We start from the raw sequence: 18687 nt of genomic DNA, 5'->3' as shown, positions 1-18687 counted from the left end.
CCATGCCCGAGCCGACACCCGCAGGAACGATGCCGGGGCGCGACGCCCCGCTTCCTGACGCACCTTTGCCCGATGCGCTCAAAGGGCATTGGGTCGACACGCGGGCTCCCTTCGCGACCAGACCGTTCCTGAAACTCGCCCGCATCGAGCGGCCGATCGGCTGGTGGCTCCTGCTCATGCCCTGCTGGTGGGCGGCGGGACTTGCCGCCATCGCTGCCGGCCAGCCTTATCCCAATCCCTGGCACTGCCTGCTCTTCTTTGTCGGCGCGGTGCTGATGCGCGGCGCGGGCTGCACCTTCAACGACATCATCGACCGCAAGCTCGACGCCGAGGTGGCGCGCACACGCGGCCGGCCTCTGCCGTCCGGGCAGGTGACGGCGAAGGCAGCCGCCCTGTTCATGGTTGCGCAAGCGCTCCTCGGTCTGGTCGTGCTGCTGCAATTCAACCGCTTCACGATCGTGCTCGGCATCGCCTCGCTCGTGATCGTCGCGATCTATCCGTTCATGAAGCGGATAACGAACATGCCGCAATTCGTGCTCGGCCTCGCCTTCTCATGGGGCGGCTTGATGGGCTGGAGCGCCGTTTTCGGCCGGCTCGACGCACCCGCGTACCTGATCTACGCGGCCTCCATCGCCTGGACGGTCGGTTACGACACGATCTACGCGATGCAGGATCTGGAAGACGACGTCATCGCCGGCATCCGCTCGAGCGCACGCTATTTCGGCGACCATACGCGCGAGGCCGTGGCGCTCTGCTTCGCGCTGGCGGCCGTGCTCACGGGCATCGCGATCTGGCTGGTTGGCGGCGGGCCGGCCGCCTGGCTCGGCTTTGCCGCCTTCGTCCTGCATCTCGGCCGGCAGGTTACCCGCATCAACGGCGCGACAGCGCCCGAAGCACTCAGGATATTCCGCTCGAATCGCGACGCCGGCCTGCTGCTGGCGGCCGGGTTCGCGCTCGATGCGATGAGTCGTTCGATATTCTGAGGATCAGTCGGTCATCCGGTCGCCGCTGACGATCACCGGCAGTTCGGGCAGACGTCCGGTCTTGCGGCGTGTCAGGAAGCGCGGGCGGCGGCCGTTGAGCAGGCCGTGACGGCGGCGGATGCGGACCGCCCCCAGCGCGACGCGGCCGAGCTGCGGATAGGGCTCCGTCACCACGCCATCGGCCCCTTCGAGCAAGAGCGGCAGGCCACTGGTCCTGCCGAAGTCCCGCCAGAGCGCAACCGCATCCTCCTGATCCACGGAAGCCACGACGATGGAGCGGCCATCGCCGGCGGTCAGGGCCAGTTCGAAACGCTCGTCGTCACCGGCAGGATTGGCCAGCCGCAGCGCGACGCCGCGCCAATTGGCCTTGCCGCGCAGAATCCGCACCGAACCGATGCGTTCGATCGCCGGAGCGACCGGACGGGCCGGCATCGGGTTGCGGGAAACGATCGCTGTGGTGGTCGGAGCGCCGGAGAGAGCAGGCACAAAACCGCTCTCTCCGGCAGCCTGCGTGACGCTGGCCATCGGTTATAACGCCTCTCTCTAATCCCTGCTGCAACGGAGCCCTCTGTCGATGCCGGGGTTCTCGTGCTTGCCCTGTGAGGATGGCCGCCAGCCGTGTCCGAGCGCTTAAGGGGTTGGGTTAAAGGAAGGTGTTTTCGCCCCGATCCGGCCCGAAACGAGCTCTTTCCCGCCGGATGCTTGACGGAATCTTTCGATCCGTGGCCGCATTTTCGGCTTGAAACAGCGACTTTCACGGCCGATAGGAAAGCCATGAACGCCATCACGCTACCGATCGCGGCCGAGCTGCTGAAGGCCGTCGGTGAAAGCTGCCTGGAAGCCGGCACGATCGCCCTGGAGCTGTTCCGGCCGGGCGCGACGACGGCCGCGCGGACCTGGTCGAAGAGCGGCGGATCGCCCGTCACCGAAGCGGATATCGGCGTCGACACCTTTCTGCGGATCCGGTTGTCCGAACTGCTGCCGGAAGCCGCCTGGCTGTCCGAGGAAACGGTCGACGATGCGCAGCGGCTGTCGCACCGCTTCGTCTGGGTCGTCGATCCGATCGACGGTACGCGCGCCTTCATGCAGGGCTCGCCGGACTGGGCCGTCTGCGTCGCGCTGCTCGACCAGGGCGCGCCCGTCCTCGGCATCGTCCATGCGCCGGCCTGCCAGGCCACCTACCGCGCGCTCGCCAGCGGCGGCGCGACGCTCAACGGCGAGATCATCCAGACCTCATCCGCGAACACGCTGGCCGGCGCTCGCATCGCCGGCCCCAAGCCGATGCTCGATGCGCTTGCGCAGTTCGAGAGCTTCGAGGCAGTCGGCCGGATTCCGTCGCTGGCGCTACGCCTGACGCGCATCGCCGACGGCACGATCGATGCCGGTCTGATCTCGCCCGATGCCCGTGACTGGGATCTGGCTGCTGCCGATCTCGTGCTGAGCGAAGCCGGCGGGCGGCTCACCGACGGCGAGGGGCGCCCGGTCGTGTACAATCGTGCGATGCCGGTCCATGGCATGCTTGCGGCCAGCAACGGCAGGCTTGCCACGCCTTTGCAGGGCGCGATCGAGCGGCTGCGCGACGGACGGACGCAGCCCGTCTGACGATTTTTTTCAACGCTTCCGCGCGGCCCGCTCGCATGGACCGCCGGGATGGCTTATGGGGGCGCCAAGCAGCCCCTGCAGGAGAGTTCGATGAGCGCGGAACCGGAACAGAAACAGCTTCTTCACCTCGTGCTGGGTGGCGAACTCGCCTCGCTCGACGGCATTACCTTCAAGGATCTGGCGAAGCTCGACATCGTCGGCGTCTTCCCGAACTATGCCACCGCCCACACCGCCTGGAAGGCCAAGGCGCAGCAGACCGTCGACCAGGCTCAGACGCGCTATTTCATCGTCCATCTTCACCGGCTGCTCGACCCCGAGACCGCCAAGAGCTGAGCCAAGACAGGCTTAGAACGACAGGACCTATGGGCTTTTCGATCCTCAAGACGCGCGTGGCGCAGGAAACGCTCGGCCGCCTGCTGGCCGGCTATCTGCGCCTCGTGCAGCGCACGAACCGGATCGTCTTCGAGCCTGCCGATATCTACGACCATGTCCGGCCGGACCTGCCGCTGATCTTCGCGATGTGGCACGGCCAGCACATCATGATCCCCTTCGCCCGGCCGGACTGGATGCCCGCCTGCTCGCTGGTCTCGCGCCATGGCGATGGCGGCTTCAACGCGGTGGCGCTGCGCGAGCTCGGCATCGGCGCGATCCGCGGCTCGGGCGCTCTCGGCAAGAAGATCCGCGAGAAAGGCGGCGCGAGCGCCTTCCTCGCGATGGTCCGCAGGCTCGCGGCGGGCGATACCATGGTGCTGACGGCCGACGTGCCGAAGCGCGCCCGTATCGTCGGCCCCGGCATCATCGCTTTGGCCCGGGCTTCCGGGCGGCCGATCCGCGCGGTCGCCGTAGTCACCAGCCGCCGCATCGATTTCAACAGCTGGGACCGTGCCTCGATCGGCCTGCCCTTCGGGCGCTGCGCCATCGTCGTCGGCGAGCCGATCCTGGTCGCGCGCGACGCCGACGAGGCGGCGCAGGAGGCGGCGCGCCTTGCGGTTCAGGCCAGCCTCGACGACGTCCATGCCCGCGGCTATGCGCTGGTCGGCAGCAGCGATCCGGGCGCCGGCCTGCGTGAAAAGCAGCTCGCTGCCGGAGCCCCGGCATGAGCGGCAAGGGCGCGATCCTCCGCAGCTATCGCTACGCGACCTCCCTGCTGGAGCCCGCGGCAGCCGGGCTCCTGCTCTGGCGCCAGCGGCGCGGCAAGGAGGATGCCACGCGCCTCGCGGAGCGGCGCGGCCATCCGGGCGTCAAGCGCCCGAACAAGCCGCTGGTCTGGCTGCACGGCGCCAGCGTCGGCGAGACCGTGACCCTGCTGCCCCTGATCGCCAAATTGCAGAAGCGCGGCTTCGCGGTGCTGGTGACCTCGGGTACCGTCACCTCCGCCAAGCTGATGGCGGCGCGGCTGCCGGGCGGCGTGATTCACCAGTACATCCCGCTCGACGTTCCCCGCTACATGCGCCGCTTCATGGATCACTGGCGGCCGGACCTGTGCCTGATCTGCGAATCCGAGATCTGGCCGAATTTGCTGATCGAGGCGCAGCGCCGCGATATCCCCGTCGTGATGGTCAATGGCCGGATGTCGGAGCGCTCCTTCGCGCGCTGGTACAAGATGCCGAAGACCTCGCGCTTCCTGCTCTCCTGCTTCGAGGCCTGCCTCGCGCAGTCGCAGGGCGATGCCGAGCGTCTGGCCCAGCTCGGCGCGCCGCGCGTCAGCGTCAGCGGCAACCTGAAATTCGACGTGCCGGCCCCGCCCGCCGACCCCGACACGCTCGCCATCCTCGACGGCCAGACGACCGGCCGCCCGGTCTGGATCGCCGCCAGCACGCATCCCGGCGAGGACGAGCTGGTGCTCGCCGCCCATCTCGCGATCAAGCCCTATCTGCCGAAGCTGCTCACCATCATCGCGCCGCGCCACCCGCAACGCGGCCCGGAGATCGAGGCGCTGGCGGAAGCGAACGGCGTCGCCGTCTCGCGCCGCGCGACTGGGGGCAGCCCCGAGCGCGATGTCGACCTCTATGTCGCGGATACCGTCAACGAGCTCGGGCTGTTCTACCGTTTGTCGCAGGTCGCCTTCCTCGGCGGCTCGCTGGTCGAAGGCATTGGCGGGCATAACCCGATCGAGCCGGCGAAGCTCGGTTGCGCCCTGCTGCACGGCCCTCATGTCCATAACAATGCGGAGATCTTCGCCGCCTTCGACCGCGACGGCGGCTCGCGCGCGGTCGCCGATGCGCAGGCGCTGGCCGGCGCAGCCCATCGCTGGCTGAACAACCCGGCCGAGGCCCGGCAGGCGGCGCGCGCCGCCGCGCAGACCGCGACCGAGCTCGGCGGCGCGCTGAACCGCACGCTCCATGCAATCGAGCCCCTGCTGATGCGGGTCGCGATCGGCCAGCGCGAGAGCGCGCCCTGATGCTGCGGCGCGCCCCGCGCTTCTGGTGGCGGGAGACACCAACGCTGCTCGCCCGGCTGCTCCAGCCGCTCGGCTTCCTCTACGGCCGGATCACCTTGCAGCGGATGCGGCAGCCCGGAACCGAAGCCGGCCTTCCGGTGATCTGCGTCGGCAATTTCATCGCCGGCGGCGCCGGCAAGACGCCGACGGCGATCACCATCGCCCGCCTGCTGGACGCGCGGGGCGAAAAGCCCTTCGTGCTGATGCGCGGCTATGGCGGCCGGCTCGCCGGGCCGATCGAGGTCGATCCCGACCGGCATCGCGCGGCCGATACCGGCGACGAGCCGCTGCTGATGGCGCGCCATGCCCGCACCGTCATCGCCCGCGATCGCGTGGCCGGCGCGAGGCTGGCGCGAGGGCTCGGCGCCAGCGTCGTCGTGATGGATGACGGGCTGCAGAACCCCTCGCTGGTCAAGCATCTCAAGCTCGCGGTGGTCGACGGGTCGAGCGGAGCCGGCAACGGCCTGTGCCTTCCTGCCGGACCGCTGCGTGCTCCGCTTGCAGAGCAGATGAGCGAGGCAGACGCCGTCATCGTGATCGGTGGCGGGGATGCAGGAGAACGCGTCGCCGCCGTCGCGCGAGCGGCGAAGAAGCCGGTTCTCGCAGCCGCCCTCAAGCCCGCCGCTACCGCCGTCGAGCGCTTGCGCGGGCGGAAGGTCGTGGCGCTGTCAGGGATCGGGCGGCCGGAAAAATTCGCTGCGACCTTGCGGGATGCTGGGGCGATCATCGCGGCCGAACAGGCCCATGGCGATCACCACGCCTATCTGGAAAGCGATGTCGCGACTGCGCTCGCGATCGCCCGGGAACACGCTGCGTTGATCGCGACGACGGAGAAGGACTGGACCAAGCTCGCGCCGCTCTGGCCCGGGAATGCGCGCGACGTGCTGGTCGTGGTGCCGGTTACGCTGGCTTTCGCGGAGCCGGCTGCGATCAGCGACCTGCTTGCCGCCCTCGGCAAGGCGAGCTGAGTTGTCGTCAGGCGCGGCCGGCGCGGCGCAGCCTGAGCAGCGCGGCTTCCGACGAGGAATAGGCTTCCTGCCATTCGATCGACCAGTAGCGGAGATCGTCGAGACGGATCGGCGCGCCCGTCACGGCGCAGCGCACGAAGGCGCCCGGTTTGACGACATGGAAGTCGCCGGCGCGGTAGTCGACGACGGCTTCGGGGCCATGAGGCGGGAGACGCTCGCTGATATTCATCAAAATTGCATCAAATCATTGATCGGGAAACGGAAAGCCGGGATACTCCGAGGTTTGTGATAACCCTCTGGTCGGCGATGTCCAGTCTCCTGCGCCTCATGGCGTGCCTGATGAGCCTTGCGCTGCTCGCAACACCGGCTGCTCGCGCCGGTGGCTACGAGCGCGTGGCCATTCCCTCCGAGCAGGGAACGCTGACGGGTCTCTTCTATCTGCCGGCCGGCCAGGGGCCTTTCCCGGCGGTGATCGCCCTGCATGGTTGCGGCGGCTTGTGGCGCTCTCAAGGCCAGCTCTCGATGCGGCATGCCGATTGGGGCGAGCGCCTCGCCGCCGCCGGCTTCGCCGTGCTGATGCCGGACAGCTACGGCTCGCGCGGGCTCGGCTCGCAATGCGGCGTGAAGGACCTGACGGTCCGGGCCGGGCGAGAGCGCGTCGCCGATGCCGCGGCGGCCCGGACCTGGCTGCAGCAGCGCGGCAACATCAAGCCTGACTCGATCGCCCTGCTCGGCTGGTCCAGCGGCGGTCTGACCGTGCTGACCGCGATCCGCAAGGAGCAGGCCCCGACAGATGGCAAGCCGGACTTCAAGCGCGCCGCGGCCTTCTATCCGAGCTGCCGCAGCCAGTCGGAATCGCCGAGCTTCTCCGCCCGCATCCCGCTGCTGATCCTGATGGGCGATGCCGACGACTGGACCCCGGCCGCGCCCTGCAGCCATCTCGCCAAGGCCGCGCAGGGGCGCGGCGAGGAGGTCGGCCTCGTCCTCTATCCCGGCGCCCTTCACGATTTCGACCATCCGCGCCTCGAGGTAAGAGAACGCGAGAATATCGCCTATTCCGCCAGCGGCACCGGCAAGGCAACGGTCGGCACCAATATGGCGGCACGCGAGGACGCGCTGAAGCGGGTAAAGGCCTTCCTGACCGCTCCTTGAAGTCGATAGGCTTTCGTTGACCGACGCGGGTCATCCCGGACGCAGCGAAGCGCAGATCCGGGATCCATTCCTGAACCTCAATCGGGTCCGCTCCGGCATGGATCCCGGGTCAAGCCCGGGATGACGCCTTGTTTCCGCGGAAAACAAGCAGGTTCTAGAACAGATCGCCCTGCGATCCCGGCACCGGCGCCTTGCGCAAGGGGCGCGGCGCTGACGGCTTCGCTCCGCCGGCTTCGCCGCCCGAAACGGTGACGCCGAAGCTGCCATCGGCCAGTTGCACCGAAAGCGCCCTGCCCGGCTGGGCGGCCTCGACGCTGCGCACCAATGCGCCGGCCTCGTCGCGGATCAGGGCATAACCGCGCGACAGCACCGCCTCCGGCCCGAGCGAACGGATCAGCGCCCAGAGCGAGGCGAGCCGGTCGGCGCGCCGATGCACGATCTGGCCGAAGGCTCGCTCGGCCCGCTGCGCCAAGCCGCCCACGCGGTCGCGGCGCTGGACCAGGCTTTGGCCGAAGGCATTGCGCGCGCGCGTCTCCAGTGTTGCGAGGCGATCGCGAGCATTGGCGATGCGGGTGCGTTCGCCGGACACGGCATTGCCTCTGGCGGCGGCCAGCGCACGCCCGAAACCGTCGAGCTGCGTTCGCAAGCGAACGAGTGCAAGGCGAGGCGAACGCGCCTCCAGCCGACGCGAGAGAGCCTGCAATTGCTGCTCATGCGTGCGCGCATTGCGGGCAAGGGCTGGAGCCAACCGCGTCGCCGCGAGGTCCAACCGCTGGCGCGGGCCAGAGAGAACGGCTTCCGGCCCCGGCAAGGCGCGGGCGAGAGCCCTCAAGTCACTGCGGCGGCGATCCGACAGGCGCAGCATCGCCCCGGCATGGCGGCGGGCGAGATCGGCAACGAAGCCCATCAGCTCGGCGCGTACCGGCACGACCTTCTCGGCGGCACCCGTCGGCGTGGGCGCACGCAGGTCGGCGGCGTGGTCGATCAGCGTCCAGTCGGTCTCGTGGCCGACGGCGGAGACAAGCGGGATTTCCGAGGCTGCGGCGGCACGGACCACGATCTCCTCGTTGAAGCTCATCAGGTCTTCGAGCGAGCCGCCGCCGCGCGCGACGATGATGACATCCGGCCGGGGAATGCGCCCGCCTGCCGGCAACGCGTTGAAGCCGGTAATGGCATTGGCGACCTCGGCCGCGCTGGTCTCGCCCTGCACACGCACCGGCCAGACCAGGACATGGCGCGGGAAGCGATCCTCAAGGCGGTGCAGGATGTCGCGAATGACCGCGCCGGTCGGCGAGGTCACGACGCCGATGACCGCGGGCAGATAGGGGATGAGCTGCTTGCGCTCCTCGGCGAAAAGGCCCTCTGCCGCGAGCCGCTTGCGGCGCTCCTCCAGCAGCGCCATCAGCGCGCCGGCCCCGGCCAGCTCCAGCGAATCGATGACGATCTGATAGCTCGACTTGCCGGCGAAGGTGGTGATCTTGCCGGTGGCGACGACCTCCAGCCCTTCCTGCGGACGCGTCTTCAGCCGGCCGAACACGCCCTTCCAGATCACCGCGTCGATCTTGGCGTTGGTGTCCTTCAGCGAGAAATAGACATGGCCGGAGGCGACCGGGCCACGATAGCCGGAAATCTCGCCGCGCACGCGCACGAAGCCGAAATTGTCCTCGATGGTACGCTTCAGCGCACCGGAGAGGTCCGAGACGCTCCATTCGGGCGCATTGCCGGTCGTCTGCTGCGATTCGCTGGTCATGGCCGGACCATAGCGGGATGAAAGAGACAGCAGAAGCGTTGCCCATGGCGCTAGGTGCCGCTATTGCGCCCGTGACGGAGCGGAGAGCGCCATGAAAATTCTTCTGATCGGTTCGGGCGGCCGCGAGCATGCGCTCGCCTGGGCAATTTCGGCCTCGCCGCTCTGCGACGCGCTGTTCATCGCGCCGGGCAATCCCGGCACCGCCCATTGCGGCGAGAATGTCGTGGTCGATATCGCCGACCATGCCGCCGTCGTCGCCTTCTGCCGGTTGCAGGGCATCGACCTCGTGGTCGTCGGACCGGAAGGGCCGCTCGTCGCCGGCATCGCCGACGATCTCAGGGCAGCGGGCATCAAGGTCTTCGGCCCGTCCAAGGCTGCCGCCCAGCTCGAGGGGTCGAAGGGCTTCACCAAGGAACTCTGCGCCGAGTTCAATATCCCGACCGCCGGCTTCGGCCGCTTCAGCGACGCGGCTTCCGCCAAGACTTACGTCGCCACGCAGGGCGCGCCGATCGTGATCAAGGCCGACGGCCTCGCCGCCGGCAAGGGCGTGATCATGGCCGAGACGCTGGATCAGGCGAACGAAGCCATCGACATGATGTTCTCGGGCAGCTTCGGCGCGGCCGGGGCCGAGGTCGTGGTCGAGGAATGGATGATCGGCGAGGAAGCGAGCTTCTTCGCGCTCTGCGACGGCGCACATGCGCTGGCGCTCGCCTCGGCACAGGACCACAAGCGCGTCGGCGACGGCGATACCGGCCCGAATACCGGCGGCATGGGCGCCTATTCGCCGGCCCCCGTGATGACGCCCGCTCTGACCGAGCGCGTCATGGCCGAGATCATCCGGCCGACACTGGCCGGCATGGCGAAGCGCGGCACGCCGTTCCAGGGCGTGCTCTTCGCCGGGCTGATGATCACGGCGCAGGGGCCGAAGCTGATCGAGTACAACACACGCTTCGGCGATCCCGAATGCGAGGTGCTGATGCCGCGCCTGAAGAGCGACATCGTGCCGGCGCTGCTCGCCGCCTGCGACGGCGTGCTCGACCAGGTCGATCTGCGCTGGCGCGACGAGGCGGCGCTGACCGTGGTGCTCGCGGCCAAAGGCTATCCCGCCAAGCCGGAGACCGGCAGCGTCATCCGCGACGTCGAGAAGGCCGAGGCGCTGGATGAGGTCCTCGTCTTCCACGCCGGCACGAAACTCAAGAATGGCGATCTCGTCGCCAATGGCGGGCGCGTGCTGAACGTGGTCGCGCTCGGCAAGAGTGTCGGCGAGGCGCAGAAGCGTGCCTATGAGGCCGTCGACAAGATCGACTGGCCCGGCGGCTTCTGCCGCCGCGACATCGGCTGGCAGGCGGTCAAGCGCGAGCAAGGCTGACACAGCGCTGTGACGGGGGCTATGCTGCCGCGCATGGCGAACATCGATAGTCTCTTCCCCGGCTTCAAGGCGCACTGGATCGACGGGCCGGTCGGCAAGGTCTTCGCGCGCGTCGGCGGCGAGGGCCCGCCGCTGGTGCTGATCCACGGCTTTCCGCAGACCCATGCCGAATGGCACCGGCTGGCGCCGGAGCTGGCCAAGACGCACACCGTCGTCTGCCCCGACCTGCGCGGCTATGGCTGGTCGGCGGCGCCGCATGGCGATGGCGGCCGGGAGACCTATACCAAGCGCGGCATGGGCGAGGATATCGTCGCGGTGATGCAGGCGCTCGGCCATATCCGCTTCGGCGTGATCGGCCATGATCGCGGCGCGCGCGTCGCCTATCGCCTCGCGCTCGACCATCCCGGCCGCGTCGAGCGTCTCGTCCTGCTCGACATCCTGCCGACCGTCTCGATGTGGGAGGGCATGAACGCGGCGCGCGCCATGCAGGTCTATCACTGGACCTTCCTGGCCCAGCCCGAGCCGATCCCGGAGAACCTGCTCAAGGCCGATCCGGTCGGCTGGCTCGACCGCACCATCGCGAGCTGGAGCCGGGCGAAGACTCTCGACCTGTTCGACCCGCTGGCGATGCAATCCTACGCGGAATCCTTCAGCGATCCCTCGCGCAGCCATGCCGCCTGCGAGGATTATCGCGCCGGCGCCACCATCGATATCGAACACGACAAGGCCGATCTCGCGGCGGGCAAGCGCATCCTCTGTCCGACGCTCGTGCTCTGGGGCGAGGCCGGCATCCCGGCCAAGGGCGCAAGCCCGCTCGCCATCTGGCACCAGACTTTCGCGCCACAGGCCGAAGGGCAGGCGATAGACAGCGGCCATTTCCTGCCGGAGGAGAACCCACAGGCGACGCTCGCGGCGCTTAAGCCGTTCCTGGCGCGGGCTGCGGCCTGAGCCGGTCCAGGGGAACAATCGGCATGCCACGTTCCCGCCCCTCCGAAGCGCCGCCAAGCGGAAGTGCGCCCGAGATTGCACTCGTGCTTGGAGCAGGTGGAGCACGGGGTCTCAGCCATATCGCAGTGCTCGAGGCGTTCGACGAGCTCGGCCTCAAGCCCGCGCGAATATCCGGCTGCTCGATCGGCGCCATCATCGGCGCGGCCTATGCCGCCGGGCTCTCCGGCCGGGAGCTGCGCGAGCATGTGCTGGCGACCTTCCGCGACCGGGCAAGGGTGATCGCGCGCCTGCTCGACTGCCGCGTCGGCAAACTCGCCGACCTCGTGCGTGGCCTCGGCAATCCCGTGCTCATCGACGGCGAAAGGCTGCTCGACCTGTTCTGGCCGGAAGCTGTGCCCGATCACTTCGAGGAGCTGACGATCCCGTTCACAGCGGTTGCCGCGGACTACCATCGCCACAGCGAAGTCACGCTGCATGACGGGCCACTGACGCCGGCGGTTGCTGCCTCGCTTGCTATTCCGGGGTTGATCCGGCCGGTCGCGCTCGGTGGGCGCGTGCTGATCGATGGCGGCGCCATCGATCCCCTGCCCTATCGGAAGTTGCTGGCGCCCGGTCGCATCGTGGTCGCGGTCGATGTCAGCGCGCCCATGACAGAGCCCGGCGAAGCGCGCATTCCCGGGGCGATGGAGGCGCTCGTCGGCGCCTCGCAGATCCTGACGCGGACGCTGGTCCAGCGCCTGATCGAGCAGGAGCCGCCGGATGTCCTGATCCGGGCCGGCGCCGACCGCATCGGTGGGCTCGACTTCTTCAAGGCCAAGGCGATCCTCGCGGCAGCCGAGCCGACCAAGGACGAGGTCAAGCGAGCGCTGGAACGGGCTCTCGAAGCGCCGGGCTGACCGGCTCCGGAGCATCGCAGCGGAATCCGGGCAATGCAGCCTCCAAGACCCCTCGCCCTGCCTCGGTCAGGATCACGGCGCGGCCATCCTTGCGACGACGCACCCAGTCCATCTCGAAGCAGCGGCAGGCAAGCGAGGCCGCGAGATGGCCGGCGAGATGCGGCCGGCGCTCGCTCCAATCGAGGCAGGGGCGCAGTGCCGCACGGCGGCTCCTGGCAGTGGCGTCGGGATCGAGCCCCAGCGCCCTGAAGATCGCCTTGCCCGAGGCCGTCAGCGCATAGCCGCCCTCGCTCGCGGCGAGATGGCCGCCCGTCATCAACGCATCATGGATGCCGATACCGAGCCTTCCGGCGAAATGGTCGTAGCAGGTGCGGGCCTGACTCAGTTCCGCGCCGACGCGCGAAGGCAGGCGCCGGCTGGTGCCGTCGAGATTGGCGAGCACCATCAGGCCTTCCAGCGCCGTCGCGACTTCGGGGCCAGCGAGCCGGTAATAGCGATGGCGCCCCTGCACGGCGACGTCGATCAGCTTGCCCTGCATCAGCTTGGCGAGATGGCCGCTCGCCGTCTGCGGCGCGACGCCGGCGATCCAGGCGAGCTCCTTCGCCGTCAGCGCGCGGCCGTCCATCAGCGCGTGCAGCATGTTGGCGCGGGCCGGATCCCCCATCAGATGGGCGATCTCCGCGAGATAGGGACCTTGCGTACTCATAGCCACATGATGCGCCATCGCGGCCTTGCCGCAAGCGGGAACGCTACGGCGCTGGCCGTAGCATCGGGTCGCGACAGCCATCCGCTGGAATGCCACAAGCAGGACATGGACAACACGACTCTTCTCCTCTTCGTCACCGCGACCTTCGTGCTCGCCGGCTTCGTCAAGGGCGTCATCGGGCTGGGCTTGCCGACCATCGCGGTCGGCATCCTCGGCGTCGTGATGGCCCCGGCCCAGGCGGCAGCGCTGCTGGTGGTACCCAATCTCGTCACCAATGGCTGGCAGATCGCGACCGGGCCGAAGCTGCTGTCGACCTTGCGTCGGCTCTGGCCGATGCTCGCGACCATCTGCCTGGGCACCTGGGCTGGCGCCGGGCTTTTGCAGCAGCAGAAGGACGGCAGCGCCACGCTCTGGCTCGGCGCAGCGCTCATTCTCTATGCACTGGTCGGCCTGAAGGCGGCGAAACTGCGCGTCCCGCCCGGCTGGGAAGGCTGGCTCGGCCCCGTCATCGGCTTCACCACGGGCGTCGTCACGGCGGCCACCGGCGTCTTCGTTCTCCCGGCCGTGCCCTATCTGCAGGCGCTGGGCTTCGACAAGGACGAGCTGGTGCAGGCGCTCGGCATCTCCTTCATCGTCTCGACGCTGGCGCTGTCCTTCGGCCTGATCGGGGCCGGGGCGCTGAACGGCACCGTCGCCTGGCAATCGCTGCTCGCTCTGGTACCGGCACTGATCGGCATGGGCGGCGGGCAGTTCATCCGCAGCCGCATCTCGCCGGCGACCTTCAAAATCTGTTTCTTCGCGGGACTGCTGGCGCTCGGCGCCTATCTCTGCTGGCGCAGCCTTGCCTGATGGTCCGGCCCTTGCTTCGCAAAGTGGGACCGGTTCACAGGCTTAACCAGGCGCTAACCATACCGGCGCAGCCTCGAGCGGCAGCAACGGGAGCCGCTCGCATGGATGCCTTCACCATGGTCATCATGGCCTGCGTCGCCGGCGAGGCGCATTGCGCGACCAGCCGCATCAGCGAAATGGGCTTCACCACGGCGCAAGCCTGCGAGGCGCGGATCGACGACATCGCCCGGACGATGACCCGGGAATTCGGCAAGCGCCCTGAATTCAAGGGCCGGCAGGTGACCTATGACGTCTCCTGCATGGACCGTGCGCAGCTTGCGGCGAAATTCGGCATCGCCTCGTCGGATACCTGAGCGTCAGCGCCGCTCGCGGAAGAAATCCCGGAGCAGCCCCGCGGCCTCGGTCTCGCGCAGGCCACCATAAACCTCCGGCGCATGGTGGCAGGTCGGGCTCTCGTAGAGCCTGACGCCGTTCTCGACCGCGCCGCCCTTCGGATCGCCAGCGCCGAAATAAAGCCGCCTGATCCGGGAAAACGAGATCGCCGCCGCGCACATCGGGCAGGGCTCGAGCGTGACGTAGAGATCGCAGCCGATCAGACGCTCGCTGCCGATAGCGTCGCAGGCGAGCCGAAGCGCCAGCATTTCGGCATGTGCCGTCGGGTCCTTCAGCTCCAGCGTGCGGTTGCCGGCGCTGGCAAGGATCGTTCCGTCCCGCACCACCACCGCCCCGACCGGCACTTCGCCACGCAAGGCAGCCGCCTTCGCCTCGTCGAAGGCGAGCGCCATCGCGTCTAACGCGGAGGGTGATTGCGGCTTCGACATCAAGAACCCCAGCTTTGGCGCTCGCAGCGAGGGAAAGCCTCTGCTACAAGCGCCGGTTATAGCGAATAAGCGAGCCAGGCCTTTCCCGCAAAGCGGTTGTGCTCGGCCGGCTCAGGAGCAACCATGAAAGACGACGACAACAACAGAGGCCGCGGCCCACGCAAGGGCGGCGGCGCCGGCGGCCGTGGACCCGGCTCCGGTGGCAAAGGCTTCGGTGGCCGCTCAGGCGGCGAAGGTCGCGGCCCCGCGCGCGATGGCGAACGCAAGCCGTTCCGCAGCCGTTCGGGCGGCGATGACCGGCCGCCCCGTGACGGCGAGCGCAAGCCCTTCCGCGGCCATGCTGCCGGTGACGAGCGCCCGGCCCGCCGCTTCGAGCGTCCTGCCGGCGCCGAGGGCGAGGCCCCGCGCCCGCGCCGCTTCGACGGCGACCGGCCGGTCCGCGCCAGAGCCGAGGGCGAAGGCCGCGGTTTCCGCGAGCGTTCCGGTGAGGAGCGTCCGCGCCGCACGGGCGACCGTCCCTTTGCCGGCCGCGACAGGCCGCAGGGCGACCGGCCGCCGCGTGGCGAGGGCCGCGACGGCGAGAAGCGTTTCTCGCGCCCGCGCGGGCCGCGTTTCGAGGGCCATGACGATCGTCCGCGCCGCCCGCGCGAGGATGCGCCCGAGCGCAAGCTGATCACGGCCGACGAGCCGGAGCGGATCGCCAAGGTGATGGCGCGCGCCGGCGTCGCCTCGCGCCGCGACAGCGAGGCGATGATCGCGGAAGGCCGCGTCAGCGTGAACGGCACTGTGCTGGACAGCCCGGCCCGCGACGTGAAGCCGACCGATATCGTGCTGATCGACGGCGAGCCGCTACCGGCCCGCGAGCGCACGCGGCTGTGGCTTTATCACAAGCCCCGCGGCGTGGTGACGACCAATTTCGACCCGGAAGGCCGGCCGACCGTCTTCGACGTGCTGCCGGAAGACCTGCCGCGCGTGCTGACCATCGGCCGGCTCGACATCAACACCGAAGGCCTGCTGCTGCTCACCAATGACGGCGGGCTGGCGCGGGTGCTGGAGCTGCCGGAGACCGGCTGGCTGCGCCGCTACCGCGTGCGCGCCTTCGGCGAGGTGACGCAGGACGTGCTCGACACGGTCAAGGACGGCGTTACCATCGATGACGTCCATTACGGGCCAGTGATCGCGCGCTTCGAGCGCCAGCAGGGCTTCAACACCTGGCTGACGGTCGATCTGCGCGAGGGCAAGAACCGCGAGGTCAAGACCGTGCTCGAGCATCTCGGGCTGACGGTGAACCGGCTGATCCGCATCTCCTTCGGCCCGTTCCAGCTCGGCGAGCTCGAAGAGGGCGAGGTCGATGAGATTCGCTCGCGCGTGCTGCAGGACCAGCTCGGCACCGAGCTCGCGGCCAAGGCCGGTGCCGATTTCGAATCGCCGCGTCGCGACGCCCTGCCCGCCGCACCGCGCCCGGCCCCGGGCGGCGACGACCGCCCGCGCCGCCGCCGCGAACCCGTCGAGGATGAGCATGAGACCCGCCGCGAGGCGGTGCGCGAATTGCGCGGCGACAAGCCCTGGACCCGCACGGTCTGGCGCGATGCCGAGACCGAGCCGCAGCGCGAACGCAAGGCCCCGCCACGCCGCGGCGCCAATCCGAAGCTGGAGCGGCAGGAGCGCGAGGCGACCGGCGACGTGAAGCGCCGTCGCGACACGCCGATCGCCGACCCGAAGGGCCGGCGCGTGCTGGTCGAGCGCGTCCGCGCCCCGGTGGCGGATGAGCGCGCCGCTCCTGAGCGGGAGAGCAAGCGCAGGCCCGACCGCATGCCGCGCCAGGAGCGCGGTCGCGAAGAGCGTGGCGGCGACGAGGCGCGCACCCAGCGCCCCCTCACCCGCACCGGTGGCGATGAACGGCCGGCGCGGCGTCCGCGCCGCGAGGACGACGGACGCGACCGCGGCGGCGACCGGCCGTGGGAGGATCGCGCGCCGCGCGGCGAGCGTCCTGACCGTCCGCCTCGGGACGGCGCTGAGCGCCCTGCCCGCGCCTTCCGCGAGCGTTCATCCGAAGAGAGGCCGCGCGGCCGGAGTTTCGGTGACAAGCCTGCCGGCAAGGGCTTCGGGGGCAAAAGCTTCGGCGGACGGTCTTCGGACCGGCCGGGCGATGACCGGCCTCGTGGCCGCAGCTTCGGCGACAAGCCGGGTGGCAAGAGCTTCGGAGGCCGTTCATCCGAGCGGCCGGCAGGCGGCGGACGGCCCTTCGGCGGCAAGCCGGGCGGCGGGCGTCCGGGCGGCCGAGGCCCGCGCCCCGGCGGCGGCGGCAAAGGTCCCCGCCCCGGTGGCGGCAACCGCGGCTAAGCGATGCGGATCGTCGGCGGACGCCTGCGCGGCCGGCCTCTGGCCGGCCCGAAGCCGGGGATCGGCAGCATCCGGCCGACCTCGGACCGGCTGCGCGAATCCCTGTTCAACGTGCTTGCCCATGCCTATGGCGAGGCGGTCGATGGCGCGCGCGTGCTCGATCTCTTCGCCGGCACGGGCGCGCTCGGCTTCGAGGCGTTGTCACGCGGGGCGGGCTTTGCGCTCATGGTCGATGACGGCAGCGAGGCGCGCGGCATCATCCGCGAGAACCAGATGGCGCTCGGCCTCGCCGGCTTCAGCCGCATCTTCCGCCGCGACGCGACCAAGCTCGGCCCGATCACCGGCATGGCGCCGTTCGGCCTCGTCTTCTGCGACCCGCCCTATCGCAAGGGACTGGGCGAAAAGGCGCTCACCTCGGCCCGCGAAGGCGGCTGGCTGGCGCCGGATGCGCTGATCGTGCTGGAAGAGGCTGCCGATGCCGAGATCAGCCTGCCGGAGGGCTTCGAGGAGCTGGAGCGGCGGAGTTACGGCGAGACGCAGGTGATCGTGCTACGGGTCAAGGAATAGGCCCCAATACGGCACGGCAGGCCGGCTGACAGTTCTGCGCCTGACCGCAGGCAGACCTTCCGAACCTGGCCACGCTTCAAGGGGCGTGGCAACTTCGTTTTCAAAAAAGCGCCATCGCAGGGGCTGACCGGGGGCGCGCTTCGCGCCCAGCCGCCAAGGGGGTATTGTAGCTTCAATTGCGGCGCTGCCGGGTCTGCGAGCCCGTGTCGGACGTTATGGCGATACGGAGCCTCGCTGCTGGAGCCGGGGCCAGCTCTCAGGAGCGAAAGCGATGTCCGGACATGCTCTTCTGAACGCGCAGACCGTCGAAGACTGCATCATAGACCAGGGCTGGGAGCGCTACACCCCCGAGGACCACGCCATCTGGCGCGTGCTGTTCGAACGTCAGCAGCGGACCCTGAAGGGTCATGTCTGCCAGGAATATCTCGACGGCCTTGCAGCGCTCGGCATCGGCCCCGAGGGCGTGCCGGATTTCGCGCGCATGAACCAACGGCTGCGGCGGCTGACCGGCTGGGAGGTCGTGGCAGTTCCGGGGCTCATCCCGTCGCGCCCCTTCTTCCAGATGCTGGCCAACCGCCAGTTTCCGGCCGGCACCTTCATCCGCAGCCGCGAGCAGCTCGACTATCTGGAGGAACCCGACATCTTCCACGATGTCTTCGGCCATGTGCCGCTGCTGACCAATCCCGCCTATGCCGACTACATGAACGAGTACGGCCGCATCGGGCTTGTCGCGGTCGAGACCAAGGGGGTGAGGTTCCTTGCCCGTCTCAACTGGTACACCATCGAATTCGGGCTGATCCGCAAGCCCGAAGGCATCCGCATCTATGGCGCCGGCATCGTCTCGTCCTTCGGCGAAGCGAGATATGTGGTGGACGATCCCTCCGCCCACCACCTCGCCTTCGATCTCGAGCGCGTGCTGCGCACCGGCTATTACATCGACGATTTCCAGGCGAGCTATTTCGTCATCGACCGCTTCGAGCAGCTGTTCGAGCTGCTCAGGGGCAGCGATTTCGCCAGCCGCTTCGATGAATTGCGTGCCCAGCCGGCCCACACGCCCTTCGAAATCCTGCCGCAGGACGTGGTCATCCGGAAAGGCAGCGGGCATTTCTGGCGCGATTTCCCGACAACGAAGACGAAGCTGAAGTGAGGTTGAAGCCGTGCCGCCGGCTTGGGTCGAAGGCAGACATTGCTGTTCGTCTAGGAACGGGTGATATCTGATATTCGGCAGACCAGAGGGGATCATGGCGGATCAGGAGGAGGCACCATCGCCCGGCAAACACAATATCGTCGGCC

20 protein-coding genes are annotated in these 18687 nt (G+C 69.0%); 15 read left to right on the top strand and 5 right to left on the bottom strand.

All coding sequences use genetic code 11. The annotated features are described in order from the left end of the window. Positions 1-2 precede the first annotated feature (2 nt). Positions 3-983 carry a 4-hydroxybenzoate octaprenyltransferase gene (gene ubiA, locus ACODTJ_RS02010; protein WP_454657927.1) on the top strand — a complete coding sequence of 327 codons (981 nt, stop codon included), beginning with the start codon at positions 3-5 and terminating at the stop codon, positions 981-983. 3 nt (positions 984-986) lie between these two features. On the opposite strand, the gene ACODTJ_RS02005 is transcribed toward ubiA, so the two are convergent. Continuing rightward, positions 987-1508, bottom strand: coding sequence for a DUF6101 family protein (locus ACODTJ_RS02005; protein WP_454657928.1), 522 nt, complete (start codon positions 1506-1508; stop codon positions 987-989). A 249-nt stretch (positions 1509-1757) separates the two neighbouring features. On the opposite strand from ACODTJ_RS02005, the gene ACODTJ_RS02000 reads away from it, so the two are divergent. From ACODTJ_RS02000 to lpxK, 5 genes are all read left to right on the top strand, one after another. Beyond that, on the top strand, positions 1758-2585 hold the full coding sequence (locus tag ACODTJ_RS02000) for a 3'(2'),5'-bisphosphate nucleotidase CysQ (protein WP_488847505.1): 828 nt from the start codon (positions 1758-1760) through the stop codon (positions 2583-2585). 90 nt (positions 2586-2675) lie between these two features. Further along, a complete protein-coding gene (locus tag ACODTJ_RS01995; protein WP_257732430.1) occupies positions 2676-2918 on the top strand; it encodes a DUF4170 domain-containing protein in 243 nt (80 codons plus the stop codon). Positions 2919-2947: 29 nt separating this feature from the next. After that, positions 2948-3685, top strand: a complete 738-nt coding sequence (locus tag ACODTJ_RS01990) for a lysophospholipid acyltransferase family protein (protein WP_454657930.1) — start codon at positions 2948-2950, stop codon at positions 3683-3685. Then, positions 3682-4986, top strand: coding sequence for a 3-deoxy-D-manno-octulosonic acid transferase (locus ACODTJ_RS01985; RefSeq protein WP_454657931.1), 1305 nt, complete (start codon positions 3682-3684; stop codon positions 4984-4986). The genes ACODTJ_RS01990 and ACODTJ_RS01985 overlap by 4 nt, the downstream gene beginning before the upstream one ends. Next, positions 4986-5993, top strand: a complete 1008-nt coding sequence (gene lpxK, locus ACODTJ_RS01980; RefSeq protein ID WP_454657932.1) for a tetraacyldisaccharide 4'-kinase — start codon at positions 4986-4988, stop codon at positions 5991-5993. The genes ACODTJ_RS01985 and lpxK overlap by 1 nt, the downstream gene beginning before the upstream one ends. 7 nt (positions 5994-6000) lie before the next feature. Here the strand turns inward: lpxK and ACODTJ_RS01975 are convergent, their stop codons facing one another. Beyond that, the gene (locus ACODTJ_RS01975; protein ID WP_454657933.1) at positions 6001-6222 is read right to left on the bottom strand and encodes a DUF2093 domain-containing protein; all 222 of its coding nucleotides are present in this window, start codon (positions 6220-6222) and stop codon (positions 6001-6003) included. Positions 6223-6332: 110 nt separating this feature from the next. Between ACODTJ_RS01975 and ACODTJ_RS01970 the strand changes: the two genes are divergently transcribed. Beyond that, positions 6333-7145, top strand: coding sequence for a dienelactone hydrolase family protein (locus ACODTJ_RS01970; RefSeq protein ID WP_454657934.1), 813 nt, complete (start codon positions 6333-6335; stop codon positions 7143-7145). A 154-nt stretch (positions 7146-7299) separates the two neighbouring features. On the opposite strand, the gene xseA is transcribed toward ACODTJ_RS01970, so the two are convergent. Further along, positions 7300-8895, bottom strand: coding sequence for an exodeoxyribonuclease VII large subunit (gene xseA / locus ACODTJ_RS01965; protein ID WP_454657935.1), 1596 nt, complete (start codon positions 8893-8895; stop codon positions 7300-7302). Between the two features lie 91 nt (positions 8896-8986). Between xseA and purD the strand changes: the two genes are divergently transcribed. The 3 genes from purD to ACODTJ_RS01950 are packed head-to-tail and all read left to right on the top strand — an operon-like array spanning position 8987 to position 12108. Continuing rightward, positions 8987-10264: a phosphoribosylamine--glycine ligase gene (purD, locus tag ACODTJ_RS01960; RefSeq protein ID WP_454657936.1), complete on the top strand. Its 1278-nt coding sequence runs from the start codon at positions 8987-8989 to the stop codon at positions 10262-10264. 33 nt (positions 10265-10297) lie between these two features. Further along, on the top strand, positions 10298-11212 hold the full coding sequence (locus ACODTJ_RS01955) for an alpha/beta fold hydrolase (RefSeq protein WP_454657937.1): 915 nt from the start codon (positions 10298-10300) through the stop codon (positions 11210-11212). 23 nt (positions 11213-11235) lie between these two features. After that, positions 11236-12108, top strand: coding sequence for a patatin-like phospholipase family protein (locus ACODTJ_RS01950; protein ID WP_454657938.1), 873 nt, complete (start codon positions 11236-11238; stop codon positions 12106-12108). On the opposite strand, the gene ACODTJ_RS01945 is transcribed toward ACODTJ_RS01950, so the two are convergent. Next, positions 12068-12814 (bottom strand): ArsR/SmtB family transcription factor, encoded by a 747-nt coding sequence (locus tag ACODTJ_RS01945; protein WP_454657939.1) that lies wholly within the window; start codon positions 12812-12814, stop codon positions 12068-12070. The genes ACODTJ_RS01950 and ACODTJ_RS01945 overlap by 41 nt on opposite strands. Positions 12815-12919: 105 nt before the next feature. Here ACODTJ_RS01945 and ACODTJ_RS01940 point away from each other — a divergent pair, with 105 nt between their 5' ends. Together ACODTJ_RS01940 and ACODTJ_RS01935 are read left to right on the top strand one after the other, a co-directional pair. Beyond that, positions 12920-13663, top strand: coding sequence for a sulfite exporter TauE/SafE family protein (locus tag ACODTJ_RS01940; RefSeq protein ID WP_454659033.1), 744 nt, complete (start codon positions 12920-12922; stop codon positions 13661-13663). A gap of 101 nt (positions 13664-13764) precedes the next feature. After that, positions 13765-14016 carry a hypothetical protein gene (locus ACODTJ_RS01935; RefSeq protein ID WP_454657940.1) on the top strand — a complete coding sequence of 84 codons (252 nt, stop codon included), beginning with the start codon at positions 13765-13767 and terminating at the stop codon, positions 14014-14016. Between the two features lie 3 nt (positions 14017-14019). Here the strand turns inward: ACODTJ_RS01935 and ACODTJ_RS01930 are convergent, their stop codons facing one another. Further along, positions 14020-14484, bottom strand: a complete 465-nt coding sequence (locus ACODTJ_RS01930; protein ID WP_454657941.1) for a nucleoside deaminase — start codon at positions 14482-14484, stop codon at positions 14020-14022. Positions 14485-14607: 123 nt separating this feature from the next. Here ACODTJ_RS01930 and ACODTJ_RS01925 point away from each other — a divergent pair, with 123 nt between their 5' ends. The 3 genes from ACODTJ_RS01925 (at position 14608) to phhA (ending at position 18541) form a co-directional block, all read left to right on the top strand. Then, positions 14608-16827, top strand: coding sequence for a pseudouridine synthase (locus ACODTJ_RS01925; protein ID WP_454657942.1), 2220 nt, complete (start codon positions 14608-14610; stop codon positions 16825-16827). Positions 16828-16830: 3 nt separating this feature from the next. Next, positions 16831-17394 (top strand): 16S rRNA (guanine(966)-N(2))-methyltransferase RsmD, encoded by a 564-nt coding sequence (gene rsmD / locus ACODTJ_RS01920; protein WP_488847504.1) that lies wholly within the window; start codon positions 16831-16833, stop codon positions 17392-17394. A gap of 271 nt (positions 17395-17665) precedes the next feature. Further along, entirely contained in the window at positions 17666-18541 is an 876-nt protein-coding gene (phhA, locus tag ACODTJ_RS01915) for a phenylalanine 4-monooxygenase (RefSeq protein WP_454657944.1), read from the top strand. The last annotated feature ends 146 nt before the right edge of the window (positions 18542-18687 follow it).

This window comes from Allobosea sp. FG18, assembly GCF_057809495.1.
Note: the sequence above shows the minus strand (reverse complement) of the source record. Positions and strands in the feature narration are given on the sequence as shown.